Origin of the sequence: Nocardia sp. NPDC023852, assembly GCF_040639505.1 — a bacterium.
Lineage (GTDB): Bacteria > Actinomycetota > Actinomycetes > Mycobacteriales > Mycobacteriaceae > Nocardia.
Genome location: NZ_JBFAAB010000002.1, coordinates 808,957 through 828,238 on the forward strand (window position 1 = coordinate 808,957; position 19,282 = coordinate 828,238).

Annotated in this window: 5 protein-coding genes; all 5 read left to right on the forward strand. The window is 69.2% G+C overall.

Features of this window, described 5'->3' with window-relative positions; translation table 11 throughout:
- Positions 1-10 precede the first annotated feature (10 nt).
- On the forward strand, positions 11-1,609 hold the full coding sequence (locus tag AB0H00_RS07430; protein ID WP_357262243.1) for an amidohydrolase family protein: 1,599 nt from the start codon (positions 11-13) through the stop codon (positions 1,607-1,609).
- A complete protein-coding gene (gene lnt / locus AB0H00_RS07435) occupies positions 1,599-3,335 on the forward strand; it encodes an apolipoprotein N-acyltransferase (RefSeq protein WP_357262246.1) in 1,737 nt (578 codons plus the stop codon). Before AB0H00_RS07430 ends, lnt begins: the two co-directional genes overlap by 11 nt.
- Positions 3,336-3,685: 350 nt before the next feature.
- Complete coding sequence (locus tag AB0H00_RS07440; protein ID WP_357262249.1) at positions 3,686-17,362, forward strand: amino acid adenylation domain-containing protein; 13,677 nt, start codon at positions 3,686-3,688, stop codon at positions 17,360-17,362.
- The gene (locus tag AB0H00_RS07445) at positions 17,359-18,351 is read left to right on the forward strand and encodes an ATP-binding cassette domain-containing protein (RefSeq protein WP_357262252.1); all 993 of its coding nucleotides are present in this window, start codon (positions 17,359-17,361) and stop codon (positions 18,349-18,351) included. The genes AB0H00_RS07440 and AB0H00_RS07445 overlap by 4 nt, the downstream gene beginning before the upstream one ends.
- 89 nt (positions 18,352-18,440) lie before the next feature.
- Entirely contained in the window at positions 18,441-19,223 is a 783-nt protein-coding gene (locus AB0H00_RS07450; RefSeq protein ID WP_357262458.1) for an ABC transporter permease, read from the forward strand.
- Positions 19,224-19,282: the final 59 nt, after the last annotated feature.

Here is a 19,282-nt window from a genome sequence, read left to right on the forward strand (position 1 = left end):
CTGGTGCCTCGTGAGTACCCAGTTGCTGATCGGCGGTCGTTTCTACAGTGCGAGTTCACCTGACGCGACCGCGATGGCGGTGACCGACGGGACCGTGGTGTGGCTGGGCGCCGAACAACCGGGACGTGCGCTGCATCCGGACGCGGAGATCATCGACCTCGACGGTGCCTTCGTCACTCCCGCGTTCGTCGATCCGCACGTGCACGTCACCGCGCTGGGCTTGAAGCTGACCGGCCTCGACCTTGCGGGTGCCCGTTCGCTGGAGCACTGTCTACGACTGCTGCGCGAGTTCGCCACCGCCCGGCCCGAGGGAGCCGTCCTGGGGGACGGCTGGGACGAGACCATGTGGCCGGAGGGCCGGCCGCCCACGACCGACGAGATCGACGAGGCGGTGGGTGCCGGTCGGCACGTTTACCTCTCGCGCGTGGACGCGCACTCCGCCGTGGCGTCCTCGGCGTTGCTGGATACCCACCCTGAGCTGGCCTCGACCGACGGGTTCACCCGCGGCGAGCCCTTGCGCGCCGCGGCCCACCATCTGGTGCGCACCGCCGCACTCGCGAGTCTGTCGGCGGCGCAACGGGATCGGGCGCGTGCGGCGGCGCTGGACCACGCGGCGGCGCATGGCGTGGTCGCGGTGCACGAGTGTGCGGGCCCGGAGATCTCGGGTCGGAACGACGTTCGTGGACTGCTCGAGTTCGACCACGGCGTCGAGGTCCGGGCGTACTGGGGCGAGGCGGTGCGCAGTGCCGAGCAGGCGCGCGCCCTGGTCGATGATCTCGGCGTGCAGGCGCTGGGCGGCGATCTCTTCGTAGACGGCTCCTTCGGCTCGCACACTGCGTGGCTGCGGGAACCGTACGCCGACGAGTCCGGTTCCGGCCGGAGCTATCTCGATGCCGGGGCCATCGCAGACCATGTCCGCGCCTGCACGACGGCGGGCATCCAGGCAGGCTTCCACGCGATAGGCGACGCCGCCATGGATGCGATCGTCACCGGTTTCGGCCGGGTAGCCGCTGAACTCGGCGGTCCCGCTGTCGCCGCCCTCGGACACCGGGTCGAACATGCCGAGCTGATCGACGCCGAGCACATCGCGAAACTCGCTGCCTGGGGCGTGATCGCCAGCGTGCAACCGGGATTCGACGCGGCATGGGGAGGTCGGGACGGCATGTACGCCGCGCGTCTGGGCGCCGACCGCGCCGCGACGCTGAACCCCTTCGCCGCCATGGCTTCCGCCGGTGTCGCCCTGGCGATCGGCTCCGATGCCCCGGTCACCGCGCTCGACCCGTGGTCGGCGGTGCGCGCCGCGGCCACCCACCGCACATCGGGGCACAGCCTCTCCCCGCGTGCCGCCTTCGCTGCGGCTACCCGCGGTGCCTGGCGTGCGGGCGGTGTCCGGGACGGTGTGGCAGGCACCCTCGTCCCCGGCGCTCCCGCGTCCTACGCAGTCTGGGATGCCACCGAGTTGGTCGTCGCCGCAGCCGCGGATTCGGTCCAGCGCTGGTCCACCGATCCGCGGTCGCGCGTCCCGGGATTGCCGCCGCTGAATTCGGATTCACCGCTGCCGACCTGTCTGCGCACCGTGCACCGAGGAGCGACGATTTATGCCGGGTGAACGATGGCGCGCGGGGCCGCGTGAGCGAGCGGCAGGGCTATGGCGGTCGGTGTCCATCGCGGTGTGCCGGTATCCGGTGCTGTCGCGGTCGGCTGCGGCGATCCTCGCTGGGCTGCTGCTGTTCGGGAGCTTCCCGCCTCGGCCGTGGTGGTTCCTCGCACCCTTGGGCATCGCGGTGCTCACCCTTACCGTGCGCGGGAACGGACGTCTACGCGCGGGCTTCGGTTACGGGTTTCTCACTGGGCTGGGCTTTTTCGTTCCGCTACTGCCATGGACCGGAATCTATGTCGGGCCGCTGCCGTGGCTGGCGCTGTCCGCCGTCTGCGCGGTGTACCTGGGCGTATTCGGCCTGGTAGCCCGGCTCGTCGGCGCACTGCCGGGCTGGCCGCTGTGGGTCGCGCTGGCCTGGACGACGGCGGAGTGGGCGAGGTCCAGCTTTCCCTTCGGTGGTTTTCCCTGGGGCCGTGTGGCATTCGGCCAAGCCGACGGATGGTTTCTGCCGCTCGCAGCGGTCGGCGGCGCGCCGCTGGTGGGATTCGCTGTAGCGCTCACCGGAACCGGGGCCGCCGCGTTGGCGCGACAAGTGTGGTCGGGCCGGACGTCCGGTGGTGTGCGCCGAACGAACGCCGCCGTCGACGCCACGACAAGGGTGTCGGGCGGGGTCGCCCACCATGCACCGGCTGTGGTCACACGGCTCGGTTCGGCCGCCGCGGCAATTGCTTTGGTCATCATGCCCGCCGCCGGACTGCTGCTTCGTTCTGCGCTGCCTGGTCCGGAAGAAGGCGAACGGACGATCACGGTCGCCGCGATCCAGGGCAGTGTGCCGCGGCTGGGGCTGGACTTCAACGAGCAGCGGCGCGCCGTGTTGGACAACCATGTCCGGCGCACCGAGGAGCTGGCAAGGGACGTCACGGCGGGCCGTGTGCCGAAACCCGACGTGGTCATCTGGCCGGAGAACTCCTCGGACATCGATCCGCTCCGCAACGCTGATGCCGCCGCCCTGATCACTTCGGCCTCCGAGCAGATCGGAGCACCGATCTTGGTCGGTGCGGTGCTGGTGAACTCCGACCGGACCACGACCAATTCCGTGATCGTGTGGAGCGGCGCGGCGGGCCCGGGTGAGCGGCACGACAAGAAGATCATCCAGCCGTTCGGTGAGTACCTCCCGATGCGCGGCTTCTTCCGGCTGTTCTCGGAGTACGCCGACCGAGCAGGATACTTCGTGCCGGGCGACGGTGACGGCGTGGTGCATGCGGCCGGCGTCGACATCGGCGTCGCCACCTGCTATGAGGTCGCCTTCGACCGCTCGTTCGAGGACGCGATGCGCGCGGGCGCCCAACTGCTCACGGTGCCGACGAACAACGCGACATTCGGTGCCAGCGAGATGACCTACCAGCAGCTGGCCATGTCGCGCATCCGTGCCGTCGAGCACGGCAGGGCGCTGGTCGTGGCCGCCACCTCGGGGGTCAGCGCCATTATCGCCGCCGACGGCAGCGTGCGGCAGGAAACCCCGTTGTTCGTGCCTGCCGCCTTGGTCTCGGAGCTCCCACTGCGTACTAGCAACACGCTGGCGACACGGATTGGTCCCGCGCCGGAGCGAGTGTTCGCTATTCTTACCGCTGCCGCCGTGCTGGTTGCTGTCATCCGGCGGAGATCTATGCGCGACGCTGATCCGACCGACGAGATCGTCATCGGTCGATCGGCTGCCGGACCCACACAACGCTAACCGAACATCGGGTATGTTCTAGCCCCTGCCGGCCCGAAAAAGGGCGCGGCACGGTGTTGCGCGTCGTTCGCCAGAAGGCTGGGTGCGCTGGCTGATCTGACGAAACGCTACGGTCAGACCTGGTTTTTCTTCCGCTCCATGCGCGGAAATCGCGAAGTTTGCAGAAATGTAACCAACCAAAGTGGCCTTCTGCCAAGGGCGTTGGATGTGAAACAAATCCAAAACGCTGGCAATCCAGCCGATGTGAGGCTCCGAATCATAGGGCGTGGATACGTCCCTGCGGTGGCGCGAGCGCGCTTGCTGTGGTGGTGCTCGGGGATTGCGTCAATAGCGGCAGAACGGAGTGATTGATGAGTTCATTGGCCACTGATCGCGTCGACCAATGTTCATCTGGCGAATTTTCGGCACAACCATTTGCTCTGTCACCCGCACAGACGGCCCTCTGGTACGCGCAGCGCATCCGCCCCGACGTACCGCTGACCATCGCCCAGTACGTCGAGATCCACGGTGATCTCGATGTCGGGCGTCTGCTGTACGCGATCGAGCGGTTCGGCGCCGAGACCCAGGTGGGCCAGGTTCGGGTGGTAGAGATCGACGGCATTCCGTATCAGCTGGTCGATCCGGTCCACCGGCCGGGATGGGGCCGCATCGACCTCCGCTCCGAGGCCGACCCGCACGCGGCGGCGCTGCGCTGGATGAACGAGCACGCGAGTTCGCCGATCGATCTGGACCGCGACCCGCTCACCACGAACATAGTGCTGCGGATCGGCGATGCCGACTACATCTGGTATGCCCGCGGCCACCACATCGTCATCGACGGCTACGGCGCGATGAACGCGCTGACCCGAACGGCCGAGATCTACAGCGCACTGGAGAACCAGACCGAGCCGGTCGCCTCGCGCGCGACTCCGCTGGCGGAGATCTATGCCGATGAGGTGCGCTACCGCGACTCCAGCCGGTTCAGCAGTGATCGCGAGTACTGGCTCGCGCAGCTGGAAGGTGTCGGCGAGCCGATGAGCCTGGGCGGCATCACGGTCACCGCGGCCACCCACGACGCGGGCCGCAGGCTGGCGACCGCCGTGCTCGACGACACGTGCGCGGCCGCGGTGGACGGGGCGACCAGCGCATACGGTACGTCCGATTCGGCGCTGTTCGTCGCGGCGCTGGGCGCCTACGTCCGGTCGGTGACGGGAAACCCGGACGTGGTCCTGAGCCTGCCGGTCTCGGCGCGCACCACGGTGTCGCTGCGCCGCTCGGCGGGTGTGGTGTCCAACGTTGTGCCGATTCGGCTGAAGTTCGACGACGAGACCACGGTCGGCGACTTGGTGAAGGCGGTAGAGCTGCAGATCACCGGCGCACTGCGGCATCAGCGCTACCGGCACGACGATATTCGCCGCGACTGCGGCTACTCCCGCGACGCACGCGGATTCTTCGGGCCGATGGTCAACATCATGCTGTTCCACGACGAGTTGCGGTTCGGCAGTCTGGTCGGCTCGCTCAACGTGTTGTCCACCGGTCCGGTCGAGGATCTGTCGATCAACCTCTACAACGGGGCGGGCGGTCGCATCCACGTCGACTTCGAGGCCAACCCGCAGCTGTACGGCGAGAACGAGGTCAGCGTGCACCACGCGCGTTACCTCGACTTCCTGGGCCGCTTCTTGGGCGTGGATCCGGAAACGCCCGCGGAGTCGATGGTCGCGATCACCGACGCCGAGCGCGAACGCGTGCTTCGCGAGTGGAACGCCACCGCGGCACCGAAGCAGGAGGGCACGCTCGCGAGCCTGTTCGCCGAGCGCGCCGCCGCCGATCCTGACGCGGTCGCGCTCGAGTTCGGCGACGAGGTACTCACCTATGCCGAGTTCGACGAGCGCGCCAACCGCCTGGCTCGACTGCTCATCGCGCGCGGCGCCGGGCCGGAGACGACGGTGGGCCTGTGCCTGCGCCGCAGCGTCGACCTCGTCGTCGGCATGTACGCGATCGTCAAGGCGGGTGCGGCCTACCTGCCGCTCGACCCCGAGCACCCCGCCGATCGGATCGGGCGGATCGTGCGCCACGCCGAGCCGCTGTGTGTGCTCACCGCGGACCGGGACGAGCTCGAGCTGCCCGCGGTCGCCACCCAGCTGACCATCGACACGCTGGATCTGTCCCGATTCGACGGCGCGCCGATCACCGACGCCGACCGGATCAGCGCGCTGCGTCCCGACCACCTCGCATACGTGATCTTCACCTCCGGATCGACCGGCAAACCCAAGGGCGTCGGCGTGGCGCACGCCGCGATCGTCAACCGCTTGCGCTGGATGCAGCACGAGTATCCGATCGACCGGACCGATGCGGTGCTGCAGAAGACGCCGGCCACCTTCGACGTCTCGGTGTGGGAGTTCTTCTGGCCGCTGCAGCTCGGCGCGCGGTTGGTGATCGCCGCGCCGGACGGGCACCGCGACCCGGCGTATCTCGCCCGGATAATTGCCGAAAAGGGCATCACCACAGCTCATTTCGTGCCATCCATGCTCTCGGTGTTCGTCACCGACACCGATGTGCGCGACTGCACCGGCCTGCGCCGGGTGTTCTGCAGCGGTGAGGCGCTGCCCGCCGCGACCGTCCGGGACTTCCACGCGGTGCTCGGCGGAACGGAGCTACACAACCTGTACGGCCCGACCGAGGCTGCTGTCGACGTCACCTACTGGCCGTGCCCGGACGACCCGAGCAGTGTCCCGATCGGCTCGCCGGTGTGGAACACCCAGACTTACGTGCTGGATTCGCGGCTGAGGCCGGTCCCCCCCGGCGCTGTCGGCGAGCTGTGTCTCGCGGGCGTCCAACTGGCCCGCGGCTATGTGGGCCAGCCGCGGCTGACGGCGGACCGGTTCGTGGCAAACCCGTTCACGCCGGGCACGCGGATGTACCGCACCGGCGACCTGGCGCGCTGGCAGCTCGGCCGCTCCGGCGCCGAGCCTGGCGTGCTGGAATATTTGGGCCGCAGCGACTTCCAGGTCAAGATCCGCGGTCTGCGCATCGAGCTCGGTGAAGTCGAGGCCGCGCTTCTCGACGACGAGCGGGTCGCGCGCGCGGTCTGCGTCGCGCACACCGGGCGGACCGGCGACGAGCTGATCGCCTACGTGGTCGCGGCCAAGCACGGTGCGGGCGAGACGTGCCTGGACACGGCCGCGCTGCTGACCGCCCTGCGCCGCAGGCTGCCCGGGTACATGATCCCGTCCGCGCTGATGGAGCTCGACGAGCTACCGCTGAGCGCCAACGGCAAGATCGATCGCAAGGCGCTGCCGTCGCCGGTCGGCGGCTCGCGTCCGCTCCGGCCGATCGTCGAGCCGCGCACCGAGGTGGAGCGGGTCCTCGTGGGAATCTTCGCGGAGGTCCTCGACGCCGACGAAGTCGGCGTCGAGGACAGCTTCTTCGACTTCGGCGGCAACTCGCTGGTCGCCGCACGCGCGGTGGCCAGGATCAACACCGCTCTGGGTACCGGGCTGACCATCCGCGACCTGTTCGAGGCCTCGACGATCGCGGCCCTCACCCACCGCTTCGCCATGCATACCCTCGATGCGTCCTCGCCGCGGTTGGTGCCCGCCGGGCGGCCGGAACGGATTCCGCTGTCGCAGGCCCAGCAGCGGCTGTGGATCCTCAATCGGTTCGCCGAGCACGACGCCGCGTACAACATGCCGCTGGCCGTTCGGGTCGACGGTCCGTTGGACGTGTCGGCACTGCGCGCCGGCCTGTTCGACGTGATCGAACGGCACGAGAGCCTGCGCACCACCTTCCCGGAGTCGCCGGAGGGGCCTTACCAACTGATCCATCCGGTCGATGAGATTCCGCTGACCCTCGACCCCATCGAGGTCACCGGTGCCGACGTGGCCGCGCTGGCAACCGACTACGCCGGACACGGTTTCGACCTACGCAGCCAGGCCCCGATCCGGGTCGCGCTGTACCGCACCGGGCCGGAAGAGCACGTGTTCCTCGTCGTGCTACACCACATCTGCAGTGACGGTTGGTCCATCGCGCCGCTGGCCAGGGACCTGATGACGGCGGTGGCCGCCCGCGCGAACGGCACGGCGCCGCGGTGGACGCCGCTGCCGGTGCAGTATGCCGACTTCGCGCTCTGGCAGCGCGAGCTGCTCGGTGAGGAGTCCGATCCGGGAAGCGCGCTCAGCCGGCAGCTGGCCTACTGGCGTTCGGCACTGTCCGGCCTGCCCGACCAGCTCGACCTTCCGCTCGACCGCCCGCGTCCGCTGCGCAGGTCCACCGTCGGCGGTCGGGTCGAGTTCACCATCGCCCCTGAGATCCGCCGTGCTGCAAGTGAACTCGCGGCCACACGCGGCGTGAGCATGTTCATGGTGCTGCACGCGGCGCTGGCCACCTTGCTGTCTCGACTGTGCGCAGGCACCGACATCGCGATCGGCACCCCGATCGCGGGCCGCTCCGACCCGGCGTTGGACGACCTGGTCGGCATGTTCGTCAACACGCTCGTGTTGCGCACCGAGGTCGACCCGGCCGCCGGCTTCGATCGCATGCTCGACATGGTTCGCGAGACCGATCTCAATGCGTTCGCCAATGCCGACGTGCCGTTCGAGCGCCTGGTCGAGGTGGTCAACCCGGAGCGCACCGCGGCCCGCCACCCCTTGTTCCAGGTGATGCTGTCCTACGATCGCGCGCCGGACCTGCGCATCGACCTGCCCGGTGTGCGCGCCGAGGTGCTGCCGATCTCCTCGGACATCGCCAAGTTCGACCTGCAGCTGGTCGTGCACGATGATGCCACCGATGGCCCATTGTCAGCTGAATTCGGCTATGCCACAGACGTTTTCGATCAGCGCACGGTTGAGTCGTTCGCGCGCAGGTTCGTCGCGGTGCTGAACGGCGGCGTGGCCGCACCGGGTATGCCGGTCGGTGACCTTGCCATCCTGGACCGCAGGGAAACCGCGAACCTGGTGCCGATCGCCGGCGGGCCCGCCGAGGCGCCGATCACCTTGGCCAAGCTGCTCACCGACACGGCCGTCCGGCTGCCGGACGCGGTGGCGGTGCGCTACCGCGGCACCGACACCACGTATCGTGAGCTCGACGAGCGGTCGAGCAAGCTGGCGCGTGCCCTCATCGAGCACGGTGCCGGCCCCGAAATGGTCGTCGCGATCGCGTTGCCGCGCGGACTCGACGCCATCACCGCCGTGTGGGCGGTAGCGAAAACCGGCGCGGCCTATGTGCCCATCGATCCGAGCTACCCCGGTGCGCGGATCGAACATATGATCGATGATTCCGGCGCAATGCTCGGCCTGACCGACGCCGACGGCCTGGCCGCCATGCCCGCCTGGCCGGCGCCGCAGGGCAAGCACCGCAAGACCTGCGTCGACTGGCTGGTGCTCGGCTCAGACGAACTGGCCGACGAACTCACGAACTACTCGACGGATGCGATCACCGACACCGAGCGGCACCACCCGATGCGGGTGAATCACCCGGCCTACTACATCTACACCTCAGGCTCGACCGGTACGCCGAAAGCAGTCGTCGTCACACACGCGGGCATTGCTTCGCTGGCCAGCGAGCAGACCCACCTGTTCGGCGTCTCCGATTCGGCGCGGACGCTGCACTTCTCCTCACCCAGCTTCGACGCGTCGGTGCTGGAGATGCTGCTCGGCTTCGCGACGGGCGCCACGATGGTGATCGCACCGGCGGGGATGTACGGCGGCACCGAGCTGGCCACTTTCCTGCGTGAGGAGCGCGTGACCCATGCCTTCGTCACGCCCGCCGCCCTGGCCACTGTGCCGAACGCGGGACTCGACGACCTCCAGTCGGTCATCGTCGGTGGTGACGCCTGCTCCGAGAAGCTGGTCGAGACCTGGACCGACGGGCACCGTATGCACAACATGTACGGACCATCCGAGGCCACCGTCGCGGCGACCGCGACCGGCCCGATGGCACCGGGCCGTCCGGTGCCGCTCGGCATGCCGGTGCGCGGCATGCGGCTGTTCGTGCTGGACAACCGTTTGCATCCGGTGCCGCCTGGCACGCCGGGCGAGCTGTACCTGTCAGGTTCCGGCTTGGCCCGCGGCTACCACGGCCGTTTCGGCCTGACCGCGCAACGGTTCCTGGCCAACCCGCATGGCAGGCGCGGCGAGCGCATGTACCGCACCGGCGACCTGGTGGTGGTCGAGCCGACGGGGCAGTTGCGTTTCCTCGGCCGCGCTGACGACCAGATCAAGATCCGTGGGTTCCGTATCGAGCTGCGCGAGGTCGACCACGTGCTGCGCGGGCACCCCGGCGTCACGTTCGCGATGACCATGGTGCACACCGACGAGCACGGCCAGCCGCGGCTCGCGTCATACGTCACGGCCGACCGGACGGTGGAGTCCACGGCGATAGTAGAGACCGCGCGTCGTCGGCTGCCTGGCTACATGGTTCCGGCGTCGGTCACTGTGCTGGACGAGGTCCCGATTACGCCTTCGGGCAAGCTGGATCGAAAGGCATTGCCCGAGCCGGTGTTCGCCGTTGTCGGGAAGTCTCGCGCGCCGAGGACCGAGGCGGAGTTGCGCGTCGCCGGTGTGTTCGGCGGCGTCCTCGGCCGTCCGGTCACCGGTGCGAAGGACAGCTTCTTCGACCTGGGCGGCAACTCGCTGCTGGCCACCCGGCTCGCCGCCGCGCTGTACGCGGAATTCGGCGTCGAGCTGCCAGTGCGATCGATCTTCGAGACGCCGACCGTCGCCGGGGTCGCCGAGCAGCTGGTGCAGGCGCCCTGGACGCAGCGGCCGGCGCTGGTTGTGCAGACGCCACGTCCGGGACGTATTCCATTGTCTCTGCCACAGCAGCGACTGTGGTTTCTCAATCGATATGCGCCCGAATCCAGTGCGTACAACATCGCTTTCGTGATCCGTATCTCCGGCGACTTGGACGTGCCCGCGCTGCGGGCCGCGCTTGCCGACGTGGTTGAGCGGCACGAAGTTCTGCGCACCGTGTTCCCGGAGGACGTCGATGGCGCACAGCAGGTGGTGCTGCCGGTGAAGCGGGCGATGCCGGACGTTGCTCCGGCCGACATCGACGACTCCGAGGCGAAGGCCGCTCTGCAGACGTTGGCGCACACCGGCTTCGACCTCACGAGGCAGACGCCACTGCGCATGTCGTTGCTACGCACTTCGTCCGAGCGCTACCTGCTCGGTATCGTGGTGCACCACATCGCCGCGGACGGGTGGTCGCTCGGGCCGCTGACCCGGGACCTGGCTGCCGCATATGTGGCACGGCACGAGGGAAATCCACCGTCGTGGACGCCACTTCCGGTGCAGTACGCGGACTTCGGACTGTGGCAGCGCTCTTGTCTGGGAGACGAGAGCGATCCGGACAGCGTCGCGGGCACCCAGCTGGAGTTCTGGCGGACCGCGCTGGCGGAGCTGCCCGAGGAACTGCCGCTGCCCTACGACCGGCCGCGGCCCTCCGATCCGACACAGCAGGCTGGAACTGTGCGCTTCATGGTGCCCGAACCGGTGCAGCGCGCCCTCGCCGGGTTGGCCAGGGAACAGGGCGTCAGCATGTTCATGGTGCTGCGTTCGGCGCTCGCGGTGCTGCTGCGCAGCGTCACCGGCGGTCGCGACATCGTGATCGGTACCCCGGTCGCGGGTCGCACCGACACCAAGCTCGACGAGCTGGTCGGCATGTTCGTGAACACGTTGGTGCTGCGCTCCGACGTGGACCCGGACCAGACGTTCGCCGCTCTGCTGCGCGCCGACCGGGACACCGAGCTGGCCGCGATGGCGCACTCCGACGTGCCGTTCGAACGGATCGTGGAGGAACTCGGCGGCGACGCCCGATCCTCCGGCCGTCACCCGCTGTTCCAGGTGGCGCTGAGTGTGCAGGACGTCCCGGTGCCTACGCTGGAGCTACCCGGACTCGCGCTGCGCGCCGAGGCCGTGGATATCGCGCTGGCGAAGTTCGACCTGGAGCTGCGCGTCGCGAACACCGGCTTCGACGCGGGAACCGGCGAACCGGACAATGCCTTCGAATTCGTCTATGCCACAGAGCTTTTCGATGAGATGACCATCGAGACACTGGCCGATCGGTTCCTGCGCGTGCTCGCCGCGGTTACCACCGATCCACGCATATTGGTGCGTGACATCGACGCCCGCACCGAGCACGAGCGTCGCATGTTCACCCCGGCGGTGGGTGGCCAGGCCCGCCCGCCCGTTACGCTGGCCGCCTACTTCACCGCCACCGCGCGTCGGTATCCGCAGCACACCGCTTTGTGCTCGGGCGCGACGTCACTGACCTACGCCGAGGTCGATCGGCGCTCGAACCGGGTGGCGCGTGCGCTGATCGCGCGCGGGCTCGGTCCGGGAAAGCGGGTGGCGCTGGGGCTCACTCGCTCGAATGACTCGGTCGTCACGATGATCGGCGCGGCCAAGTCGGGCGCCGCCTTCGTGCCGGTCGACCCGAAGTACCCGGTCGAGCGCATCCAGCACATGCTCACCGACTCGGGCTGCTCAGTCGGCATCACGGTCGCCGCCCACGCCGAGCGGTTGCGCGCGGCCTCGGCGTCGGGCCGGGACACCGAATGGCTGCTGTTGGACGATCCCGACGTCGTCGCCGAACTGGACGGGCACCAGGACATGCCGATCGCCGACCTCGAGCGGCCGCGCAGCATTCAACCGGCCGACCTGGCCTACCTCATCTACACCTCGGGGTCGACCGGCACGCCGAAGGGGGTCGCGGTGACCCACTGTGGTCTGTCGAACCTCGCCGACGAGATCAGGGACCGACTGGGGGTCGACGAGCATTCCCGGACACTGCACTTCGCCACGCCGAGCTTCGACGCGGCGGTTTTGGATCTGCTGATCGCATTGGGGGCCGGTGCGGCGATGGTGATCTGCCCGCCGGACTTGTATGGGGGCGATGAGCTGGCCGCCTTGATGGAACGCGAGAGGGTCAGCCACGGCTTCATGACCACGGCCGCGTTGGCGACCATCGACCACGAACGCTGGTCGCTGCCGCACGTGCGTGCGTTGATGGTCGGCGGCGAGGCACTCTCCCCAGGTCTGGTGGTGCGCTGGGCGCCGGGCCGGATGATGCTCAACGTCTACGGTCCGACCGAGACCACGGTCGTCGTCACGATGTCGGGGCCGATGCGGGTCGGCGAGCCGATCACCATCGGCAGCCTCGTGCGTGGCACCAGGGCGCTGGTGCTGGACGAGCGGTTGCGCCCGGTCCCGGTCGGCGTGCCCGGCGAGCTGTACCTCGGCGGCCAGGCAGTGGCGCGCGGCTATTTCGACCGGTTCGGCCTCACCGCGGCGCGTTTCGTGGCCGACCCGTACGGCCCGGCAGGGGCCAGGATCTACCGGACCGGCGACGTGGTGCGCTGGAACGCGGCGGGCGACATCGTCTATCTCGGCCGCGTGGACAACCAGGTGAAGATGCGCGGCTTCCGCATCGAGCTCGGCGAGATCACCGCCGTGCTCGGCGACCACCCGGACGTGCGATTCGCGCACACCGAGTTCCGCCACATCGCGGGCGCGGACCGGATCGTCGCCTACATCCAGGCCGCCGACCAGCTGACCGGAGTGGACGTCGAGGCGGTGCGCACCGCGGTTACCCGCCGCCTGCCCGCGCACATGGTGCCCGCGAGCATCACCGTGCTGGACTCCATCCCGCTCACCCCGGTCGGCAAGCTGGACACGAAGGCGCTGCCGGAACCGCGGTTCACCGCCGATGCCGAAGGTCGCGAGCCGAGTACCGCTTCCGAGCGGCTGGTTGCCGACGTGATGGGCGAGCTGGTCGGTGTGGACCGCCTGCGCGCCGAGGACAGCTTCTTCGACGTCGGTGGAAACTCGCTGCTGGCGACGCAACTCGTCGCCCGGCTCGCCGCGGCGACAAGCGTCCGACTCGAGGTACGCACGGTCTTCGCGGCGCCGACGGTTGCCGCGCTCGCCGAGCTGCTGGACGGGGGCGCCACCGGCGCCGAGGATCGCCCTGCGCTGGTGCGCCGGGCCCGTCCGGAGCGGATTCCGCTGTCTGCCGCGCAGCGACGGTTGTGGTTCCTGAATCGGTTCAACGTCGGCGCGACGGATCAGTCGGCGGGCGCGTACAACATCCCGGTCGTGCTGCGGATCACGGGCGAGCTCGACGTCGACGCACTGGTCTCCGCGCTGCACGCGGTGCAGACCAGGCACGAGACATTGCGGACGGTGTTCCCCGAGGCCGACGGTTCACCCGCCCAGGTCGTCCTCGGGCCGGCCGAGGCCGCGATCACCCTGTTCGTCGCGACGATGACGCCGGCTCAGGTCGACGACGCGATACGGAGTTTCGCCGCACCGGGATTCGACTTGGCGACAACCGTCCCGATCCGCGCCGGGTTGATCTCGGTATCGCCCGCCCGCGACGGCGGGGTGACAGAGCCTGCCGACGTATCCGACGAGCACGTCCTCGTGTTGGTGGTACACCACATCGCGATGGACGGCTGGTCGCTGGAGCCGCTGGCCGCCGACGTGGCTGTCGCCTACCGCGCGGCCCGCGCCGGCACGGCGCCCGACTGGGCCGAGCCCGAGATCCAGTACGCCGACTACACGCTGTGGCAGCAGGACCTGCTCGGCACCGAGGACGACCAGGACTCGGCGGTGAGCGGTCAACTCGACTACTGGCGGCGCACCTTGGACGGCATCCCCGAGCTGCTCACCGTGCCCGCCGACCGGCCGCGCCCCCCCACGCCGTCCTACCGGGGCGGCACTGTGGAGTGCACGATCGACGCGGTGACCCACCGGGAACTGGAGACGGTTGCCACCAGCAACAACGTCAGCATGTTCATGGTGCTGCACGCCGCACTCGCGGTGCTGCTGCACCGGCTCACCGCGACCGACGACATCGCCGTCGGCACCGCGATCGCGGGCCGCGGCCACCCGGCGCTGGACCGGATGGTCGGCATGTTCGTCAACACGCTCGTCCTGCGTACCCGGATCGATCCGGCTGCCCGGTTCGCCGACCTGCTGCATACCGTGCGCGACACCGATCTGGACGCGTTCGCCAACTCGGACGTGCCGTTCGAGCGCCTCGTCGAGGTGTTCAACCCGACCCGGTCCCAGGCGCACCACCCGATGTTCCAGGTGATGCTCTCGGTGCGCAACGAACCGGTCGGCGTGCTCGACCTGCCCGGGTTGCGGATCGAGGCGGCCGACGTGGAGATCGGCATCGCCAAGTTCGATCTCCAGTTCACGCTGACCGAATCGCGGACACCGGAACGGGATCCGGCGGGCATCTGCCTCGCGGTGAACTACGCGGCAGATCTGTTCGACGAGCCGACCGCCGAGCTGCTCGGCAAGCGGCTGTCCAGGCTACTGGCCGCGGTCGCCACGAACCCGACCACCGCGGTCGGCGACCTGGAACTGCTCGATCCCGCCGAATGGTCGGGGCTCGCCCCGGTGCGGGGTGCGGAGCCGGATCGTCCGGTCAGCTTCCCCCAGGTATTCGAGCGGGCGGTGAACGCCGACCGCACCGCCGTCGCGCTGGTCTCCGACGGTACGCAGGTGACCTACGACGCGTTGGACCGGTGGACCAACCGGCTGGCCAGGGTGCTCATCGGGCGCGGTGTCGGTCCGGAAACGCTGGTGGCGCTGGGTATTCCGCGATCGATCGAGGCGGTGGCGACGGTGCTCGGGGTGGCCAAGGCCGGTGCCGCGTTCGTGCCGGTGGACCCGCTGTACCCCGCGCAGCGCATCGCACACATGCTGTCGGATTCCGGTGCGACGCTGGGCATCACGCTGGACGAGTACCGAGACGAGCTGCCCGAGGGCGCTGAGTGGATCGTCCTGGACGATCCCGCGTTCCGCGGACTCGTGCTCGACTCGTCGGACGCGCCGATCGCCGAGTCGGAGCGGATCGCGCCGCTGCGCATCCACAATCCGGCGTACGTGATCTACACCTCCGGTTCGACCGGCACGCCGAAGGGCGTCGTGGTCACCCACGGCGGATTGTCCAACTTCGCGGCCGAGACCGCGCACCGGTTCGACATCCGGCCCGGGTGCCGTGTGCTGCACTTCGCGACGCCGAGCTTCGACGGTGCGATGCTGGATCTGCTGCTGGCCCTCGGCGGCGCGGCGACCCTGGTGATCACGCCCGCCGGCGTGGTCGGCGGCGACGAGCTCCGCCGGGTATTCATGGCGGAGCGGATCACGCACGCGTTCATCACCACCTCGGCCCTCGGCACGGTCGATCCGACCGGAGTCACCGAGTTGCGGCATGTGCTGGTCGGCGGCGAGGCGCTGCCGCCGGACCTGGTGACCAGGTGGGCGCCGAACCGCAACCTGTACAACGTGTACGGCCCTACCGAGACCACCATCGTCACGGTGATCTCGCAGCCGATGGCGCCGGGCGGGCCGATCACCATCGGAGGCCCCATCCGCGGTGTCAACGCGACCATCCTGGACGCGCGCCTGCATCCCGCCCCGGTCGGCGTGACCGGCGAGCTCCACTTGGCCGGCGGCGCGCTGGCCCGCGGCTACTTGAACCGGCCGGGGCTGACCGCACAGCGGTTCGTCGCGAATCCGTTCGGGAAGCCGGGGGACCGGATGTACCGTACCGGCGACCTGGTGCGGTGGTGGTCCGGATCGCGGAACAACGGACAGTCCGAGGGCCGCTGGGCGGATTCGGCACGGGAGATCGAGTATGTCGGCCGTACCGACCATCAGGTCAAGATCCGCGGTTTCCGTATCGAACTCGGCGAGGTCGACGCCGCGCTCGCGCGCCATGGTGGGGTGGCGTTCTCCACCACCATCGGGCACCGCACCCCGGCGGGGACGACCACGCTGGTGTCGTATGTGAAGGCGCGGGCCGATGTCACCCTCACCGTGGCCGAGCTGACCGGTCACCTCACCGGACTGGTGCCGAACTACATGGTCCCCCAGTCGATCATGTTGCTCGACGAGGTGCCGCTGACTCCGGTGGGCAAGCTGGACCGCCAGGCGCTGCCTGAGCCGGTGTTCACCGCCACCGAGGGCTATCGCGCGCCGGCCACCCCGACCGAGGCGGCGCTGTGCGCGGCCTTCGCCGCGGTGCTCGGCGTGGATTCGGTGGGTGCGGACGACGGGTTCTTCGAGCTCGGCGGCAACTCGCTGCTTGCCACGAAAGTCGTGGCGCACGTTCGGGAATCAGGTATCGAACTGCCGGTGCAGCTGATGTTCGGCGAGGCGACCCCTGCGGCCGTCGCGGCGCAGCTGGATGGCGGGGGCGCCTCCGCAGGCGCGGCGATGGCCGCCGCGCTGGAGCCGGTGCTTCCGATTCGGCCGAGCACGGCGGCAAGCCAGGCGCCGTTGTTCTGCATCCACCCGGCGATCGGTCTGGCCTGGTGTTACTCGGGGCTGCTCGCGCACCTCGCGCCGGACCAGCCGTTGTACGGGCTGCAGGCCCCGCACGTCGCGGGCGACGACGACTACGACTCGATCGCCGAGGCCGCGGGCCATTACATGGCCGATATCAAGGCGATCCAGCCGCGGGGGCCCTACCATCTGCTGGGCTGGTCGCTCGGCGGCTTGATCGCGCACGAGGTGGCGGTGCAGCTGCAGGAGGCGGGTGACGAGGTCGCGCTGCTGTCGATGATGGACAGCTACCAGCTCTCCGACGAATGGCTCGAGCATGCGATCCCGAGCGTCGCCGAGATCATCGGCGAGTTCGGCAGCGACGAGCTCGGCGGCGCGGAGATCGATCCTACGATGACCCTGCGCGACGCGGCCGAACTGCTGAGCTCGCGGTCCGGACCGTTCGCGGCACTCACCGTTGAGCATCTCGAGCGGCTCTACGCCGGATACGCCAATGGCGCCGTGCTCGCGCACGGCTTCCGGCCGCGCGTCTTCGACGGCGATCTGCTGTTCTTCACCGCAGGCGACGACGAGATCAACCGGGCCGACCCGGACCGGCGCGCAGGCTCCTGGCAACCGTTCGTCACCGGTGACATCCACGATCACGAGTTGCGCTGCAGGCACTCCGCGATGACGACGCCGGATGCGCTGGCGGTCATCGGGCCGGTGCTGCGGGCGTGGCTGGAAACGAAGGAGACGCACAGGTGAGCTTGGCGGTGGAGTTGAGGGGTCTGGTCAAGAACTACGGCCGGGTACGCGTACTGGACGAGATCGACCTGCAGATCCCCACCGGAACGGTGATGGGTCTGCTCGGCCCCAACGGCGCGGGGAAGACGACGACGGTCCGAATCGTGACGACGCTGTTGAAGCCGTGCGCCGGATCGGTGCGGGTGGCGGGCATCGATGTGCTGCGCGATCCCGCGGCGGCGCGGCGGCGGATCGGCCTGTCCGGCCAGTACGCCGCCGTCGACGCCAACCTGTCCGGATACGAGAACCTGCGTATGGTGGCCCGGTTGTACGGGATGTCGTCCCGGCAGGCAGCGGCCAGGGCGGCCGAACTGCTCGGCGTGCTCGGGCTCGACCATGCCGCGCACCGCAGGGCGGGTACGTATTCCGGCGGTATGGCGCGGCGGCTCGACCTCGCCGGTGCGCTGGTCGCCAGGCCGGCCGTGGTGGTGCTGGACGAGCCGACCACCGGTCTGGACCCGCGCGGCCGGCTCGACATGTGGCGCGTCATCGGTGAGCTGGTCGACGACGGCACCACGGTGCTGCTCACCACCCAGTACCTGGAAGAGGCCGATCTGCTCGCCGACCGGATCACGGTCATCGACCACGGCCGGGTCATCGCCCGCGGCTCGGCCGACGAGCTGAAGACCTCCATCGGTGGTGATCGGCTCACCGTCGTGCTGGCAGCAGGCCAGGACGCCGAGTCCGCGCTCGCGGTGCTGGCGCAGGTCGGTGTCGGCGAGCCTACGCAAGAGGCGGGCGCCGACGAGGTGTCGGTGGTGGTCGGCGACGGCTCACGCACCATGGTCGAGGCGCTGCGCAGGCTCGACGACGCAGGTGTCTGCGTGGTGGACGCGAGCGTGCACCGGCCCAGTCTCGACGACGTATTCCTCTCACTCACCGGCAAACCGGTCAGCGAGCCTGCCGCGGAGCCGGAAACCGACGACGTCCAAGAGGAGATCATGTCGTGAGTACGGCGGTGGTCGAGGAAGAAGCCCCGCGGGTGGGGGCGGGGTCCACAACGGACTCGGCGTTACCGGGCTCGGGTCCGCGACTGCGGATGTTCCGAGACAGCGCGATCGTCGCCCATCGCAACCTGCTGACGATCCTGCGTGTTCCTACCTTGCTGGTGACCGCGACGATCCAGCCGCTGATGTTCGTGTTCCTGTTCGCCTACATCTTCGGCGCCTCGTTGGGCGGCAGCCAGTACCGTGAGTTTCTGCTTGCCGGCATCTTCACACAGACGGTGGCGTTCAACGCGGCGTTCACCACGGTCGGCCTGGCGGGGGATCTGCAGAAGGGCATCATCGATCGGATGCGGGCGCTGCCGATGTCGCGGCTGGCTGTGCTGATGGGTCGCACGCTGTCGGATCTGGTGGTAAACATCCTCAGCCTGGCCGTCATGGTCGGGTGCGGGTACATCGTCGGCTGGCGGATCAACGGCGGTGTCGCCGACGCCGTGCTGGCGTTCGCGGTGATCCTGCTGTTCGCGTTCGCGATGTCGTGGGTCGGCGCGGTAACCGGCCTGCTGTCGCCGACCGTCGAGGTGGCGCAGAGCGCCGGACTGATCTGGCTGTTCCCGCTGACATTCATCTCGTCGGCCTTCATCTCGGCCGAGACGCTGCCGGGCCCGCTGCGCACGATCGCCGAATGGAATCCGATCACCGCGGTCTCGGCCGCGGGCCGCAAGCTGTTCGACAACGGCGCGCCGCCCACCTTCGTCCCGCCGACCGGCTGGGCGGCCGAGCACTGCATCGAATACGCGGTGGCCTGCTCGGTGGCGATCCTCGCGGTGGCCGTGCCGCTGGCTCTGCTGCGCTACCGCAAGGTCGCCAGTCACTGACCCGGCACAGGACGACGAAAAGCGAACGGCCGCCGCATCGAAAGATGCGGCGGCCGTTC

What these genes read in the sequence shown, in the direction of transcription:
- lnt (WP_357262246.1), top strand. Translation starts at nt 1,599, where the DNA reads ATGCCGGGTGAACGATGGCGCGCGGGGCCGCGTGAGCGAGCGGCAGGG.
- AB0H00_RS07440 (WP_357262249.1), top strand. Translation starts at nt 3,686, where the DNA reads ATGAGTTCATTGGCCACTGATCGCGTCGACCAATGTTCATCTGGCGAA.
- AB0H00_RS07450 (WP_357262458.1), top strand. Translation starts at nt 18,441, where the DNA reads ATGTTCCGAGACAGCGCGATCGTCGCCCATCGCAACCTGCTGACGATC.